Source organism: Peterkaempfera bronchialis (genome assembly GCF_003258605.2).
In the GTDB taxonomy this organism is placed as follows: domain Bacteria; phylum Actinomycetota; class Actinomycetes; order Streptomycetales; family Streptomycetaceae; genus Peterkaempfera; species Peterkaempfera bronchialis.
In genome coordinates this window covers 2,009,401-2,023,243 of the sequence record NZ_CP031264.1, presented here as the reverse complement: position 1 = coordinate 2,023,243, position 13,843 = coordinate 2,009,401, and the positions used below count along the sequence as shown (strand labels likewise).

Sequence of the window (13,843 nt, the reverse complement as noted above, 5' to 3'; positions counted from 1 at the left end):
GGCCGGATCCGGGCCCCGGGAGTGGGCTTTCGGGCGACCCACAGACAAAAGGGCCGCGCGGTAATAGGCTGAATGCGTGCCCGACGATGTGGGGGGTTCGCCGTACCCGGACGGCGCCGACCACGGTGGTGCGGACGATGCGTTCGCAGCCGTGGTCTTCGATGAGGCATTCATCCGGGCAGCCACCGTGCATGAGCCGTCCGCGCATGAGCGGATGCTCGCCGCGGTGGAGGCGCGTCTGGAGCTGGAGGCGACCGGGGCCGGTCGCGCGTACGGGGGCGTGGACGATCCGCGTGATCCGGCCGACGACGGCCTCCCGGAGGAGCTGCGCCCGTACCGGGACGACGAGGACGAAGCCGACTGGCTGGCCGCGTCGCTGCGGCGCGGCCGACGGGGCCGCCTCGCCGGGCGGCGCGGCTTTCCGGTCGGTCGCCATACGGCGGCGCATGCCCGCTGGCATCGGCCGGTGGCCTGGTTCCTTGCGGTGATCATGGGGGTGGGCGTGGTCGCGGTCGCGGTGGCGGCCGTGTACCGGGGCGCCGGTGGGACCGGTACGCCCGGCCCGTCCCGCTCGGACAGCGGCAGCGTCGGCACCCCGGCCGTGGACCAGTCGCGGCAGCCCGTGGTGACCGCTCCGTCCGCCGCCGCGCCCTGACCCGCCCGGCCCTGACCCGCCGTGCCATAGGGCCCGAATCCGCCGCGAGCCGAACGTATCGGTGCGTTCCGTATCGGACTGTGATGAGGTGCTGTCAGAACTTGACCTGTCCAGCCTCGTTCACCATCGCCCGAGAGACTTACCCTTGACACATGGGTGGCCGGGATGAGCCGCCGGAGGGCGTGCCCGAGGGCGTTCCCGGTGGCGACGACGAATTCCGATCCGTCGTGTTCGACGAGTCGTTCGTCAGAGCTGCCCGTATCCAGGAACTCTCGGCCAGTGAGCGCCTCGGTGGCACCGACCGGGGCGTACGCCCCCGGACGATCCGGCCGCTGACCTCGCTGCCCCGGCAGGCCCTCACGGTGATGCTGCTGATAGCGATGGCCTTCGCGGCCGCCGTCTATATGGGCATCCGCCATCCCTACCGCGAGCCGGCCAACGCCAAGAGCCGGCTGACCATGACCATCGTGCCGCTGACCCTGCCCGTGGTGACCGGCCCGGCCGTCCCGGGTGCGGGCAGCGGCACGGGCAGGCAGAAGGGCGGCGACAAGGGCGACAAGGCTGACAAGGAGGACAAGGGGGACAGGAGAGGGGACGACGACCCCTTCGCCCGGCTGGAGAAGGCCGCCGGCACCGCCTTCTACGACGGCGGCGTCGGTCTGGCGCCCCCGCCCGCCATCGCCACCCGGCACTTCTCGATCGACCAGGTCACCCGTGCCCTGGCTGCCGTGCAGCAGTACCTCTATGCGTCCTCGCTGGACTCCAAGGTCCTGGTGGAGGGCAGTACGGGTGCCGTACGGGACCTGCTGGCGCCGGGCCAGCGCGCCCAGTTCGACGACAGCGTCGCCAACCCCCGGGACGACCTCCACCACGCGGCCACCGGCTGGCTGGTGCGCTTCGACCCGGCGCAGGTGACCCTGGGGGTCTCCAAGGTGAAGGTGGCCGGCGGGATGACCGTGGACGAGGCCGACGACGACACCCTGGAAGTGGTCACCGACCACACCTTTGTCTATGCGTTGCAGGCCGCGCCGCAGAACGGCTCCCGACCGCCCTCCGGCCAGGCCGCGCGCGGGTCCGAGCCGACCCGGCTGCCCGAGGCACCCCCCGGCCCGATCGGCCTCGGCACCACGGCCCCCACCGCGACCGCTCCCACCGCGACCACCCCCACCGCGACCACCCCCGGCGGCACCACGGCGCCGGGCACCACGACCCCGGGCACCACGACCCCCGCCCCGGAGGGGTCCGGCGGCAGCGCCTCCCCGTGGTCGGCATCGCCCTCCGGGGACGCGACCGTCTACCCCGACATCGACCCCGACCAGCTGTCGGTCCCCGGCGAGCCGGTGACCCTCTTCACCATCCGCCGCGAGCTGCGCTTCCACTTCGACCGAGCCGACATCGCCGCCTCGCAGCTACAGCTGGTGGACTCCGTGGTGCAGGCCGGGCCGATGGCGTGCGACGCGCACGCGGAGCGGTATCTGCGCCCGATCCTGGTCGGCCAGGAGACCGGGGCGGCGGACGGCTCGCCCGGTACACCGCAGGCCACCGGCGGCCCCGGTGCCACCGCCTCGCAGAGCACCCGGCCGGCCGGGATCGACCCGCTGGACCGCCTGCACCGCCCGGCCTGGCAGGTGTGCGGGGTGCTCAGCGGGCCGATGGCGAGCCTGTCGGCCGACGACCGCTGAGCCGCCCCCCGCCCGGCAGCGGCCTCAGCCGCGCTCGGCGCCGCCCTGCTCGCCGTCCTGCCCGCCGCCGCTGCGCGAGCCGCTGAAGACGTCGCGCAGCTTGCTGCCCATGTCGCCGGCGCCGCCGGTGATGTCGCGGATCAGGCCCATCAGCGGGTCCTTGCTCTCCTTGACCGACTTGGCGTACGACTCGGCGGTGGCCTTCCACTGGTCGGTCACCGAGGTGCTCTCGTCGTCGCTGCGGCGCGGGTAGGCCCCCGCCATGATCGAGCGGTACTCCTCGCTCTCCGCCCACTTCTTCAGCTTCGCCACCCGGACCACCGCGAAGGGGTGGGTCTGCGGCAGCACCTGGAGCAGCTTGATCACACCGTCGCGCAGGTCGCCGGCCTTCTCGTACTCCTCGGCCTGCTCGATGAACGCGTCCACGTTCATCTCGGCCAGGTGGTGGCCCCCGGCCAGCTTCATCAGGCCGCGCATCGACGCCTGGAGGTCCTGGCCCGCCAGCAGCCCGGCCCGGTCGCAGGAGAGCTCCGACTTGCGGAACCACTCCTTGAGCGCGGTGATGATCGCCATGATCGCGATATTGCCCAGCGGCAGCCAGGCGATCCGGGTGGCGATATTGGTGAGGATCAGCAGCATGGTCCGGTAGACGGCGTGGCCGGACATGGCGTGTCCGACCTCATGGCCGACCACCGCCCGCAGCTCCTCCTCGTCCAGCATCTCCACCAGCCCGGTGGTCACCACGATGATCGGGGTGTCCATGCCGATGCACATGGCGTTGGGCTGCGGGTCCTGGGTGACGTACAGCTCGGGGACCTTCTCCAGGTCCAGGATGTACGCCGCGTCGCGCACCATCTCGTGGATGTGCGGGAACTGGCGCTCCGAGGTCTTCACGGCGGTGGCCAGGAACATCAGCCGCACGCTGCGCTCGGACACCAGACCGGCCAGCTTCTTCAGCACCTCGTCGAACCCGGAGAGCTTGCGCAGCGCGACCAGCGCCGAGCGGTCGGCCGGGTGCTCCCAGGCGCGGGTGGAGATGCCCGGGAACCGCTTGCGGCTGCGGCTGGGCACCTTGCTGCTGTCGGTGGGGTCGGTCATGTCTTGAGTACCTCCTGGCGGCGCGGGTCCCTGAGGTGTCGGCCCCCGCCGTCCGCTTCGTCCGTCGCCTGCTCGTACTCGTCCCCGCCGTCACCCTACGGTGCGGGGTCCCGCCGCGTCCCCCCTGCGGACGGGCGGGGCGGCCAGGGTGTCCGGATCGCCCCGGTCTAGGCTTGGCCGAGACCGTCGACCGAGGAGCCCCGACCATGTCGCCCGAGACCCTGATGATGCTTGCCCGGCCCATCTCCGAGGAGGGAGGACCGGGCATCTTCCTGCGCGTCGTGGTGATCGCCGCAGTGGTGGGCGTACTCCTGCTGGTCTGGGCCATCGCCCGGGCCGGCCGCGACAACAGCCGCTGACCGCCACGCGCGAGACCCCCTGCGGCTACGGACGCATGGAGCCGCCGCGCGGTTGCGGACGGCCCACCCGTACCATGAGCACGCGGGCCACCGGTGCCCCCACGGCGGCGGCAGCCGCCGGCACGGCCAGGACCGGGACCCCGCACCCGCCCCCGAGCCGAGAAGGTCCTGCCGACGATGACCACTGCCGCAGTCCCCGCCCTGAGCCTGCTCGCCGAGGGCGGCAACCACGAGAGCCTCAACCCCGCGCTGACCGGTGGCGGGGCGCTGTTCGCCCTGCTGGTGCTCCTCTTCATCGCGACCCGGTTCAACCGCGACCGCTGAGCCGCGACCGCCGAGCCGCGACCGCCGTCCCGTCCGGCCCTCCGCCCACCTCGGGCGGAGGGCCGGTTCCGCATCCGGACACATCCCGTAAGGTGAGTCGGCATGGAACAGCAGGCCGATACCGGCGGTGCGCCGGTGAAGAAGCGCCTCGGAGTGATGGGCGGCACCTTCGACCCGATCCACCACGGGCACCTGGTGGCCGCCAGTGAGGTGGCGAGCCTGTTCGCCCTGGACGAGGTGGTCTTCGTCCCCACCGGGCAGCCGTGGCAGAAGAGCGAGCAGCGGGTCTCCCCGGCCGAGGACCGCTATCTGATGACGGTCATCGCGACCGCCTCCAACCCGCAGTTCTCGGTCAGCCGGATCGACATCGACCGCAAGGGCCCCACCTACACCGTGGACACCCTGCGCGACCTGCGGGCCGAACACCCCGACGCCGACCTCTTCTTCATCACCGGCGCCGACGCGCTGGAGCAGATCCTCTCCTGGCGCAACGCCGAGGAGATGTTCGGACTCGCACATTTCATCGGAGTGACCCGTCCGGGGCACACTTTGACGAACCCTGGACTGCCCGAGGGCGGGGTGTCCCTGGTCGAGGTGCCCGCGCTGGCCATCTCCTCCTCGGACTGCCGCTCACGGGTGGCCCGCGGGGAACCGGTCTGGTACCTGGTCCCCGACGGGGTGGTGCGCTACATCGACAAGCGCGCGCTCTACCACCGCAAGGGCGGCCAGGCCGCCACCGGCGGCTGACGCGCCGCGCAGAGGCAAACGGAAGACCTTGAGGGGCGGCGTGACCGGAACGGCAGACCGCAGGGGACCGGGGGGCGACGACTGGTCCGCGAGGCGCTATGCGCCCGTGGAGCAGCAGGACGGCTGGGACGATCCCGGCGAGTGGTCACCCGGGGCCCACGGCGGCCAGCCGCCGCAGCAGCAGGGCGGCTACGGCCAGCAGCAGCACGGCGGTTACGGTGCGGACCCGTACGGCACCGGCCAGTATCCGGCTGTGGACCCGTACGGGGGCGGCTATGGCGGGCAGGGGGGCCAGGGCGGGCAGCAGTACGACACCGGGTCCTATCCCGCCGACCCGTACGCCCAGCCGCAGCCGCAGCCGCAGCAGGGCCAGGGCTATGCGGACCCGTACGGGGGCGGCTATGGCGGGCAGGGGGGCCAGGGCGGGCAGCAGTACGACACCGGGTCCTACCCCGTCGACCCGTACGCCCAGCCGCAGCCGCAGCAGGGCCAGGGCTACCCGGCCGACCCCTATGGCACCGGCCAGTACCCCGCCGTGGACCCGTACTCCGCCGCCGCCGGGCAGGGGCAGCAGCAGGCCGCTGTGCCGCCCCCACGGCAGCCGCAGGCCCCCGGGCAGCAGCCTCCGGCCCAGGCTCCGGCCCAGCCCTCGAAGCAGCAGCCCCGCCGCCAGGGGGGCGGCGGCAAGGGCGCGGGCGCGGGCAAGGGTGGGGAGGCGGGCTATGACGGCGAGGAGTTCACCTTTGTCGACGACGAGGAGGAGTCCGAAGACGTCATCGACTGGCTGAAGTTCGCCGAGACCCGGAGTGAGCGGCGCGACGAGCGCAAGCGGCGCGGCCGCAACCGGGTGGTCGCGCTGGTCGTGGTGCTGGTGCTGGCGGCCGTGGGCGGCGCCGGATACCTCTGGAAGACCGGGGTGTTCGGCGACGGGGCCGCAGCCGACGTGGCCGGCGGCAAGCGCGAGGTGATCGCCGTCCACCTGCACGACCTCAAGGGCACCACCTCCACCGCCCTGCTGGTGGACGACGCGGCCGGCGGCAAGGGCTCGGCCCTGCTGCTGCCCGGCGCCCTGCTGCTCCCGGACGACGGCGGCGACTCCGGTACCACCACCCTCGCCGCCTCCCTGGACGGCCAGGGCGCCGGCGGCACCCAGGAGGCACTGGCCACCGTCCTCGGCGCACCCATCGCCGGCACCTGGCGGCTGGACACCCCGTATCTGCAGATCCTGGTGGACCAGCTCGGCGGCATCACCCTGGACACCGACACGGCGGTCACCCAGAGCGGCAAGACGGTGGTCACGGCAGGCAAGGCGCAGGGCCTCAACGGCCAGGCCGCCGTCGCCTACGCCACCTACCGGGCCGGGGGGGAGCAGCCCGACGCCCAGCTGGCCCGCTTCGGGCAGGTGCTGAGCGCGATACTCAAGGCGATGCCCACGGACGGCTCGTCCGCCGCCGACACCGTCAAGCGGATGAACGCGGTGATGGACCCCTCGCTCTCCGAGAAGCAGCTCGGCGCCTCGCTCGCCGCACTGGCCAAGGAGTCCGGCGCGGGCCGGTTCACCGTCCGTACGCTGCCGGTGAAGGCCAATGGCACGGTGGACGAGTCCTCCGCCGGAACGCTGGTCAAGGAGGTGCTGGGCGGCACCGTGCACAACGCCGACAGCAGCAGCGGCCCGGCCAGGGTCGCCATCCAGGACGCCAGCGGCACCAAGGGCCGGGCAGACGACGCCCAGGTCCAGGTGGTGAACAGCGGCTACACCTTCGTACCGCCGCTCGCCAAGGCCGCCACCCCGGTCGCCACCACCGAGATCCGGTACACCGACGACGGCCGCGCCGAGGCGGCCAGGCAGCTCGCCCTCACCCTGGATCTGCCGAAGACCTCGGTGAAGAAGGCCACCGGCGGCCAGACGGCCGACATCCTGGTGGTGCTCGGCCAGGACTACAAGGGGAGGCCCGCCGCCGACCAGTAGACCGCCCCGTGGCCGCCGTCCCCTGCCCCAGGGGGCGGCGGCCACGGATATCGATGCGGGAGCGGCCCGGCGGCGTGAGATCCTGGGAGGCGAACCCCGTTCCCTACCGAAAGCCGATCGTGACCGCTACCGACCGGGCCGTAGAGCTCATCACCACCGCCGCGCAGGCAGCGGCCGACAAGCTCGCCCACGACGTCATCGCGTACGACGTCAGCGAGGTCCTCGCCATCACCGACGCCTTCCTGCTGGCGTCCGCCCCCAACGACCGCCAGGTCAAGGCCATCTCGGACGAGATCGAGGAGCGGCTGCTCAAGGAGCGCGGCGCCAAGCCCGTCCGCCGCGAGGGCGAGCGCGAGGGCCGCTGGATCCTGCTCGACTACATCGACATCGTCGTCCATGTGCAGCACTCCGAGGAGCGCTCCTTCTACGCCCTTGAGCGGCTCTGGAAGGACTGCCCGGAGCTGAAGCTGCCCGAGGACGCGGTGGCGACCCGCAACCGCCCCGAGGCCCGTACCGACGCCGCCGGCAATGCCGTCGAGGCCACCGAGGCCACCGAAGCCGGGAATGCCGCGAAGGCCGTGGAGGTCGCCGACGGGAGCCTCAGCTGAACGGCGCGAGGCGCGGCCCGCGCGTCGTCTTCTGGCGGCACGGGCAGACCTCGTGGAACCTCGAAGGCCGCTTCCAGGGCTCCACCGACATCCCGCTGACGGAGACCGGCCGTGCCCAGGCGCGCCGGGCCGCCCGGCAGCTCGCGGCGCTGCAACCGGATGCGATCATCGCCTCCGACCTGGGGCGGGCCACCGAAACGGCGGCCGAACTGGCCGCCGTCACGGGCCTGCCCGTCACCCGCCACCAGGCCCTGCGGGAGACCTACGCCGGGGTGTGGCAGGGGCTGACCAACACCGAGATCCAGCAGAAGTACGGCGACGACTACGCGGCCTGGAGGCGTGGCGAGCCGGTCCGGCGGGGCGGCGGGGAGCTGGAGACCGAGGTGGCCGACCGGGCCGTCCCGGTGATCCTGGAGGCCGTGGAGCGGCTCCCGGGCGACGGCACCCTGGTGGTGGTCAGCCACGGCGGTGCGATCCGCACCAGCCTGGGCCGGCTGCTGGGCCTGGAGCCGTTCCACTGGGAGTCCCTGGGCGGCCTCTCCAACTGCTGCTGGTCCGTCCTGGGCCGGGGCGGACGCGGCTGGCGGCTGCTGGAGCACAACGCCGGGACCCTGCCCGAGCCGGTCATCGGCGACGACACCTGACCGCGCGGGGGCGGGGCGGGGCCCTGCCCTCCCTCCTCGCCCGCCCCCGGCGAGGAGGGGCCCAAGGCCCAATTGGCCAAATCCTGAAGTCACCCGTTAAAGTCTTCCTCGTTCGCAGCGCCGCCCGGAAAACGGGACGCGCAGGCAGAACAGCGGGGCCTTAGCTCAGTTGGTAGAGCGCTTGCATGGCATGCAAGAGGTCAGGGGTTCAAATCCCCTAGGCTCCACGGGGCTTTAGCTCAGTTGGTAGAGCGCTTGCATGGCATGCAAGAGGTCAGGGGTTCAAATCCCCTAAGCTCCACAGCGACGCAACGGGCCGCCTCCCCCACGGGAGGCGGCCCGTTCCGCATCCCCGCCCAGACACCCCGCAGGCTCCGTCTGCGGCAGCTTGCCCTCCAGACTCAGCTCCCTTGCCTCGCAACTCCCGCACCCTGGAGGGAAGTTCATATGAGCACCGAAGTCGAGTACGAGGCGAAGATCCTTGACGTCGACCCCGAGAAGATCCGCGCCGCGCTGGCGGAGGCGGGCGCCGAGCACCACGGGGACCGGCTCCAGCGCCGCTATGTCTACGACATCCCCGGCAAGGCCGGGACGTGGGTCCGCCTGCGGGACACCGGCACCGCCGTGACCCTGTGCGTCAAGGAGATCTCGGACCCCGAAGCCATCGACGGTGTGAGGGAGACCGAGACCACCGTCGGCGACTTCGACGCCACCAACGCCATTCTCGGCAAGCTCGGATACCAGCCCAAGGCGTACCAGGAGAACCGCCGATCGTCCTGGTCGCTGCTCGGAGCGGCCATCGAGATCGACCACTGGCCGCTCATCCCCCCGTACCTGGAGGTCGAGGGGAGCAGCGGCGAACACGTTCACGAGACCGTCCACGCGATCGGGTTGCTGGTGGAGGACCTCACCAGTGAGAACACCACGCTCGTCTACCGCCGGTACGGCATCGACATCGCGTCGATGCCCCGGCTCACGTTCGCCGACCTGGGCAGCAGCGGCATCGCGGAGGAGGCCCGGGATGACCCCTCTCCCGCAGGACCGGCGGCCGGTCGCACTCCGGCGGGCGGGGTCCACCCGCTGCCCTCGCCGTGGTGCCGGGCTCGGCCAGCCCAGGCTCTCAGTCACCCTGAGTAACGCTCGCTTACAGCGTACTCGCCAACCGCTCGTAGGGGAGGCTCGGGGGCGTCGCCCGGCGCGGGGCGCCGTCCGACGCCCGGCCGAGCCGGATACGGATTCGTGGACCGCTCTCGCGAACGTGTAGAGTAAGCGATGTCGCCGGGGGGAACCAGCAGGGACCAGAACCGGCGGCACCGCAGGTCAAGGGGCTTTAGCTCAGTTGGTAGAGCGCTTGCATGGCATGCAAGAGGTCAGGGGTTCAAATCCCCTAAGCTCCACTTTTACTTTCAGGGGCCGTCCGCCAGGGCGGCCCCTGTTGGTTGTCCGGCAGGGCTCGCGGCCGAAGCCGAGGTGTGATCACCAGCCGAGCGCTTCGCCGCAGTGGACGGGGAAGTCCCGGAGGCTGGTCAGCACGATGTCTGCGCCGGCTTGGCGCAGCTCCTCGGCGGTGCTGTTGCCGCTGGCGACCGCCACGGCCAGTGCATCGGCATCCCGGGCGCCGCGAACGTCGTGGGGTGTGTCGCCGACGACGACGGTCCGGGTGCCGGCGAAGTCGTGACCGTACTTCTCCGCAGCCCGCTTGCGTGCTTGGCGGACCAGGTCGGCCCGGTCGCTGCCGTCATCTCCGTAGCCGCCAACGGAGAAGTCGAGGTCTGCACCCACCGCCAGGGTGGTGAGCTTGGTCATGGCAATGGGGCGGATGTTGCCGGTGGCTGCGGACTGGACGATGTTGTGGGCTGCACAGGAGTCCAACGCTTCACGGGCGCCGGGCAGGACGATGCCGAACTCCCGTATCCGGTCCGCCTGCTGTTCGGCGGCTGTCGCCAGTGCGGAGTAGAAGGCGGCAAAGCGCACTTCCGGCTCATCGATGCCGTTGAGGCGCAGTGTGTCCACCGTGATCGCCCGCTCGGTCCGACCGGACATGTCGGCCAGCGCATTCAGCGGGCGACCGGTCACGCTCTCGAATGCCTGGGCGTAGATGGCGCGGCTCACCCCGCCACCGATCCTCACGAGTGTGTGGTCCACATCCCAGAGGACGAGATGTCGATCCGAACGACCTTGGCCAGAGGCGGCGTTGTCCGTGGACATGGGGGACAGCGTAGAGCGTCGGCTCATCGGCGCCCAGATGGACGCTGTCGGCGGCAAACCGGCGTGGACGGCGCACTGGGGGGCGGGCACGCCGTGGCAACGACCCGTTCGGACTCCGCGCGCTCTACCGGTGGCCACCGGGCCGCAGCAATGATGAGCAGACCGCAAGTGATCCAGGCGACTCCGCACACCTGACCTTTGGCAGGTGGACGTGCGGCGGAAGGAGTCCAGGTTGTTGCTTCTCATCTCCCCCGACAGCGTCGAGGAGGCCCTCGACTGCGCGAAGGCGGCGGAGCACCTTGACATCGTCGATGTCAAGAAGCCCGACGAGGGCTCGCTCGGCGCGAACTTCCCGTGGGTCATCAGGGAGATCCGCGAAGCGGTCCCGGCGGACAAGCCGGTGTCCGCCACGGTGGGGGACGTACCGTACAAGCCCGGCACGGTGGCCCAGGCGGCGCTCGGTGCAGCTGTCTCCGGGGCCACGTACATCAAGGTCGGCCTCTATGGATGCACGACGCCCGAACAGGCCGTCGATGTCATGCGAGGGGTCGTCCGGGCAGTGAAGGACTACCGGCCGGACGCGTTTGTCGTCGCCTCGGGCTACGCCGACGCCCACCGGATCGGCTGCGTCAACCCGCTGGCACTGCCCGACATCGCCCTCCGCTCCGGCGCCGACGCGGCCATGCTCGACACCGCGATCAAGGACGGGACACGGCTGTTCGACCACGTTCCGCCGGACGTCTGCGCGGAGTTCGTCCGGCTGGCCCACGAGGCCGAGCTGCTCGCTGCCCTCGCGGGCAGCGTCAAGGCGGGAGACCTCGGCGAGCTGACCCGCATCGGCACGGACATCGTGGGGGTGCGCGGGGCGGTCTGCGAGGGGGGCGACCGCAACGCCGGGAGGATTCAGCCGCACCTGGTGGCCGCCTTCCGGGCGGAGATGGACCGGCATGCCCGAGAATACGAAGCCGCCGTCACCGCCGTGAGTTGACCACCGGCATGCCGACACGTCAGCCCCGTCGCGCGGCCGGGACCTGCGGCGACCGCTTCGCCGTCCTCGACCCGGCAACGGGTGAGGTCTTCGACGAGGCTCCCGACCAGCAACCGGACGAGTTGGACGCCGTCGTCGACCGGTCCCACGGGGCATGGCGAAGCTGGCGGGCCGACCCCGCCGCCCGCACCACCGCGCTGCTTGCGGCGGCCGACGCCGTGGAGGCGGCCGGGGTCGACCTCGCTCCGCTGCTCACCCGTGAACAGGGCAAACCTCTGGCGGAGTCGTATGCGGAGGTCGCCCGTACGGCGGCCCGCCTGCGCTACTTCGCCGAGCTGGACCCCCGGCCCCAGCCGATCACCGACGGTCGGCCGGTACGCAGCGAGGTCCGCTGGCGCCCGCTGGGGCCCGTCGCCGCGATCGTTCCGTGGAACTTTCCCCTCCAGCTCGCGTCGGCGAAGTTCGCTCCCGCGCTCGCCGCAGGCAACACGATGGTGCTCAAGCCCTCTCCGTTCACACCCCTCGCCACACGGCTGCTGGGGTCCGTCATCTCCGCCGCCCTCCCCGAGGACGTACTGACGGTCGTCACCGGTCGCGAACCCCTCGGCGCCCGCCTCGCGTCCCATCCGGGGATGCGCCATGTGACCTTCACCGGTTCGATTCCCACCGGACGGGCCGTCGCGGAGGGCGCGGCGGCCTCGCTCGCTCGGGTCACCCTGGAGCTGGGCGGTAACGACGCCGCCATCCTGCTGGAGGACGTCGATGTGGAGCGGATCGCCGACCGGCTCTTCTGGGCGGCGTTCCGCAACTGCGGGCAGGTCTGCATGGCGGTCAAGCGCGTCTACGCTCCGGCCCGGCTCTACTCCCAGGTGGTCGAGGCCCTTGCGCAGCGCGCGAAGGCCGCGGTCGTCGGACCCGGGATCGACCCGGGCTCGCAGCTGGGGCCGGTCAACAACGCCCCCCAACTGGCCCGGGTCGAGCGCTACACGGCCCAGGCCCTGGCGGACGGCGCCCGAGCCGTGGCCGGTGGCCACCGGCTGGACCGACCGGGCTACTTCTTCGCCCCGACGATCCTGGCCGAGGTCCCGCCCGACAGCCCGGTGGTGACGGAGGAGCAATTCGGTCCGGTCCTGCCGGTGCTGCCGTACCGGAGCCTTGACGAAGCCATCGAGGCGGCCAATGACACCGACTTCGGGCTGGGCGGCTCGGTATGGGGGACCGACCTCGACCGGGCCGAGGCGGTGGCCGACCGGCTGGAGTGCGGAACGGTGTGGATCAACCACCATGCCGAACTGTCCCTCGCCCAGCCCTTCGCGGGCATCAAGGAGAGCGGTGTCGGCGTCGCGGGCGGGCCGTGGGGGCTCTACGGGAACCTCAGGCCGTTCGTGGTGCATCGTCCGGAGGAGGCGCGACCATGAGGTTCGGCGCGGCGGTACTGCGCTCGTACGAGAACCGATTCGCCGTCGAGGAGGTGATCCTGGACGCGGGGCCGGCCGATGGCGAGCTCCTGGTCAGGATCGCGGGCTGTGGGATGTGCCGGACCGATCTCGCGGTCCGGCGTTCGGCGGGCCGCTCACCGCTGCCGGCGGTGCTCGGCCACGAGGGGGCCGGGGTGGTGGTGGAGACGGGCGGCCCGGACACCGGCCTGAGCGTCGGCGACCATGTCGTGCTGAGCTTCGACTCCTGCGGACACTGCCGGAACTGCATGGGTGCGGCCCCGGCCTACTGTGACTCCTTCGCCTCGCTCAACCTCTTCGGCGGGCGCAAGGAGAACGCGGCGCGGTTCACCGACGCAGCCGGGGGCGAACTGGCCCCCCGGTGGTTCGGCCAGTCGTCGTTCGCCGAGTACGCGGTGGTCGCGGCCCGCAATGCCGTCCGGGTCGATCCCGCGCTGCCCGTCGAACTGCTCGGACCGCTCGGCTGCGGCTTCCTCACCGGCGCCGGAGCGGTCATGAACTCCTTCGGCGTCGGCCCCGGCGACACCATCGCGGTCTTCGGCGCGGGGGCGGTGGGCCTGGCCGCGGTGATGGCGGCCACCGCCGCCGGGGCGGTGACCGTGGCCGTCGACCGGCACCCCGAACGGCTGGCCCTCGCCGAGCGGTTCGGTGCGATCCCGCTGTACGCCGCATCGGGCGACCTGCCCGACCGCATCCAGCGACTGACCGATGGTGGCGCGCAGTACGCGCTGGACACCACGGGCTCCGCCCAGCTGATCAACGACGCGCTCCGGGCCCTGCGCCCGACCGGCCACCTCGGCCTGGTGGCGCGGCTCCACACCGCGCTGCCGCTCGAACCGGGGGCGCTGGACCGGGGCCGAAGGATCTCCCATATCTGCGAAGGGGACGCGGTGCCGGGACTGCTGATTCCCCGGCTGACCGGACTGTGGCAGGCCGGGCGGTTCCCCTTCGACCAGCTGATCCGTACGTATCCGCTCGCCGACATCAACGAGGCCGAACGCGACTGTGACGCGGGCCGGGTGGTCAAACCCGTCCTGGTTCCGTAGGGGAGCCTCGTCCGGTGCATCCCGGGGGGAGACGCACCGGGCCGTCTGACGGCGGGAG

At 71.9% G+C, this 13,843-nt stretch carries 14 protein-coding genes and 3 tRNA genes; 15 read left to right on the top strand and 2 right to left on the bottom strand.

Annotated features, from left to right (window positions below; all coding sequences use genetic code 11):
* Positions 1-76 precede the first annotated feature (76 nt).
* Together C7M71_RS08875 and C7M71_RS08870 are read left to right on the top strand one after the other, a co-directional pair.
* On the top strand, positions 77-655 hold the full coding sequence (locus tag C7M71_RS08875) for an SCO2584 family spore wall biosynthesis protein (protein WP_111493445.1): 579 nt from the start codon (positions 77-79) through the stop codon (positions 653-655).
* A 152-nt stretch (positions 656-807) separates the two neighbouring features.
* Entirely contained in the window at positions 808-2,337 is a 1,530-nt protein-coding gene (locus C7M71_RS08870; protein WP_162824191.1) for an SCO2583/SCO2584 N-terminal domain-containing protein, read from the top strand.
* 24 nt (positions 2,338-2,361) lie between these two features.
* Here the strand turns inward: C7M71_RS08870 and C7M71_RS08865 are convergent, their stop codons facing one another.
* Positions 2,362-3,435 (bottom strand): M48 family metallopeptidase, encoded by a 1,074-nt coding sequence (locus tag C7M71_RS08865; protein ID WP_111492113.1) that lies wholly within the window; start codon positions 3,433-3,435, stop codon positions 2,362-2,364.
* Positions 3,436-3,641: 206 nt separating this feature from the next.
* Between C7M71_RS08865 and C7M71_RS30560 the strand changes: the two genes are divergently transcribed.
* The 10 genes from C7M71_RS30560 to C7M71_RS08825 all read left to right on the top strand — a co-directional run bounded on the left by C7M71_RS30560 (position 3,642) and on the right by C7M71_RS08825 (position 9,483).
* On the top strand, positions 3,642-3,794 hold the full coding sequence (locus tag C7M71_RS30560) for a hypothetical protein (protein ID WP_162824190.1): 153 nt from the start codon (positions 3,642-3,644) through the stop codon (positions 3,792-3,794).
* Between the two features lie 177 nt (positions 3,795-3,971).
* On the top strand, positions 3,972-4,118 hold the full coding sequence (locus C7M71_RS31020) for a hypothetical protein (protein WP_175607659.1): 147 nt from the start codon (positions 3,972-3,974) through the stop codon (positions 4,116-4,118).
* 102 nt (positions 4,119-4,220) lie between these two features.
* Entirely contained in the window at positions 4,221-4,865 is a 645-nt protein-coding gene (gene nadD, locus C7M71_RS08860; RefSeq protein WP_111492112.1) for a nicotinate-nucleotide adenylyltransferase, read from the top strand.
* A gap of 40 nt (positions 4,866-4,905) precedes the next feature.
* Positions 4,906-6,834 carry an LCP family protein gene (locus C7M71_RS08855; protein ID WP_229758621.1) on the top strand — a complete coding sequence of 643 codons (1,929 nt, stop codon included), beginning with the start codon at positions 4,906-4,908 and terminating at the stop codon, positions 6,832-6,834.
* Between the two features lie 119 nt (positions 6,835-6,953).
* Positions 6,954-7,442 carry a ribosome silencing factor gene (gene rsfS / locus C7M71_RS08850; RefSeq protein ID WP_111492110.1) on the top strand — a complete coding sequence of 163 codons (489 nt, stop codon included), beginning with the start codon at positions 6,954-6,956 and terminating at the stop codon, positions 7,440-7,442.
* Positions 7,439-8,086 carry a histidine phosphatase family protein gene (locus C7M71_RS08845; RefSeq protein ID WP_111492109.1) on the top strand — a complete coding sequence of 216 codons (648 nt, stop codon included), beginning with the start codon at positions 7,439-7,441 and terminating at the stop codon, positions 8,084-8,086. The genes rsfS and C7M71_RS08845 overlap by 4 nt, the downstream gene beginning before the upstream one ends.
* A 154-nt stretch (positions 8,087-8,240) precedes the next feature.
* Positions 8,241-8,313 (top strand) — tRNA-Ala (locus tag C7M71_RS08840).
* A 1-nt stretch (position 8,314) separates the two neighbouring features.
* Positions 8,315-8,387: transfer RNA gene (locus C7M71_RS08835), tRNA-Ala, on the top strand.
* A gap of 146 nt (positions 8,388-8,533) precedes the next feature.
* The gene (locus tag C7M71_RS08830; RefSeq protein ID WP_162824189.1) at positions 8,534-9,223 is read left to right on the top strand and encodes a class IV adenylate cyclase; all 690 of its coding nucleotides are present in this window, start codon (positions 8,534-8,536) and stop codon (positions 9,221-9,223) included.
* Between the two features lie 187 nt (positions 9,224-9,410).
* A tRNA-Ala gene (locus tag C7M71_RS08825) sits at positions 9,411-9,483 on the top strand.
* A 79-nt stretch (positions 9,484-9,562) separates the two neighbouring features.
* On the opposite strand, the gene C7M71_RS08820 is transcribed toward C7M71_RS08825, so the two are convergent.
* Positions 9,563-10,294, bottom strand: coding sequence for an HAD family hydrolase (locus C7M71_RS08820; RefSeq protein WP_111492107.1), 732 nt, complete (start codon positions 10,292-10,294; stop codon positions 9,563-9,565).
* 232 nt (positions 10,295-10,526) lie between these two features.
* Here C7M71_RS08820 and C7M71_RS08815 point away from each other — a divergent pair, with 232 nt between their 5' ends.
* The 3 genes from C7M71_RS08815 to C7M71_RS08805 are packed head-to-tail and all read left to right on the top strand — an operon-like array spanning position 10,527 to position 13,785.
* Complete coding sequence (locus C7M71_RS08815; RefSeq protein ID WP_111492106.1) at positions 10,527-11,282, top strand: (5-formylfuran-3-yl)methyl phosphate synthase; 756 nt, start codon at positions 10,527-10,529, stop codon at positions 11,280-11,282.
* A gap of 8 nt (positions 11,283-11,290) precedes the next feature.
* Positions 11,291-12,700 (top strand): aldehyde dehydrogenase family protein, encoded by a 1,410-nt coding sequence (locus tag C7M71_RS08810; protein WP_111492114.1) that lies wholly within the window; start codon positions 11,291-11,293, stop codon positions 12,698-12,700.
* Positions 12,697-13,785, top strand: a complete 1,089-nt coding sequence (locus tag C7M71_RS08805; protein ID WP_111492105.1) for an NAD(P)-dependent alcohol dehydrogenase — start codon at positions 12,697-12,699, stop codon at positions 13,783-13,785. The genes C7M71_RS08810 and C7M71_RS08805 overlap by 4 nt, the downstream gene beginning before the upstream one ends.
* Positions 13,786-13,843 lie beyond the last annotated feature (58 nt).

Excerpts from the sequence above, each read along its gene's own strand:
- C7M71_RS08805 (WP_111492105.1), top strand. The coding sequence starts at position 12,697 with ATGAGGTTCGGCGCGGCGGTACTGCGCTCGTACGAGAACCGATTCGCC.
- C7M71_RS30560 (WP_162824190.1), top strand. The coding sequence starts at position 3,642 with ATGTCGCCCGAGACCCTGATGATGCTTGCCCGGCCCATCTCCGAGGAG.
- C7M71_RS08830 (WP_162824189.1), top strand. The coding sequence starts at position 8,534 with ATGAGCACCGAAGTCGAGTACGAGGCGAAGATCCTTGACGTCGACCCC.
- C7M71_RS08870 (WP_162824191.1), top strand. The coding sequence starts at position 808 with ATGGGTGGCCGGGATGAGCCGCCGGAGGGCGTGCCCGAGGGCGTTCCC.
- nadD (WP_111492112.1), top strand. The coding sequence starts at position 4,221 with ATGGAACAGCAGGCCGATACCGGCGGTGCGCCGGTGAAGAAGCGCCTC.
- C7M71_RS08820 (WP_111492107.1), bottom strand. The coding sequence starts at position 10,294 with ATGTCCACGGACAACGCCGCCTCTGGCCAAGGTCGTTCGGATCGACAT.
- C7M71_RS31020 (WP_175607659.1), top strand. The coding sequence starts at position 3,972 with ATGACCACTGCCGCAGTCCCCGCCCTGAGCCTGCTCGCCGAGGGCGGC.
- C7M71_RS08810 (WP_111492114.1), top strand. The coding sequence starts at position 11,291 with ATGCCGACACGTCAGCCCCGTCGCGCGGCCGGGACCTGCGGCGACCGC.
- C7M71_RS08865 (WP_111492113.1), bottom strand. The coding sequence starts at position 3,435 with ATGACCGACCCCACCGACAGCAGCAAGGTGCCCAGCCGCAGCCGCAAG.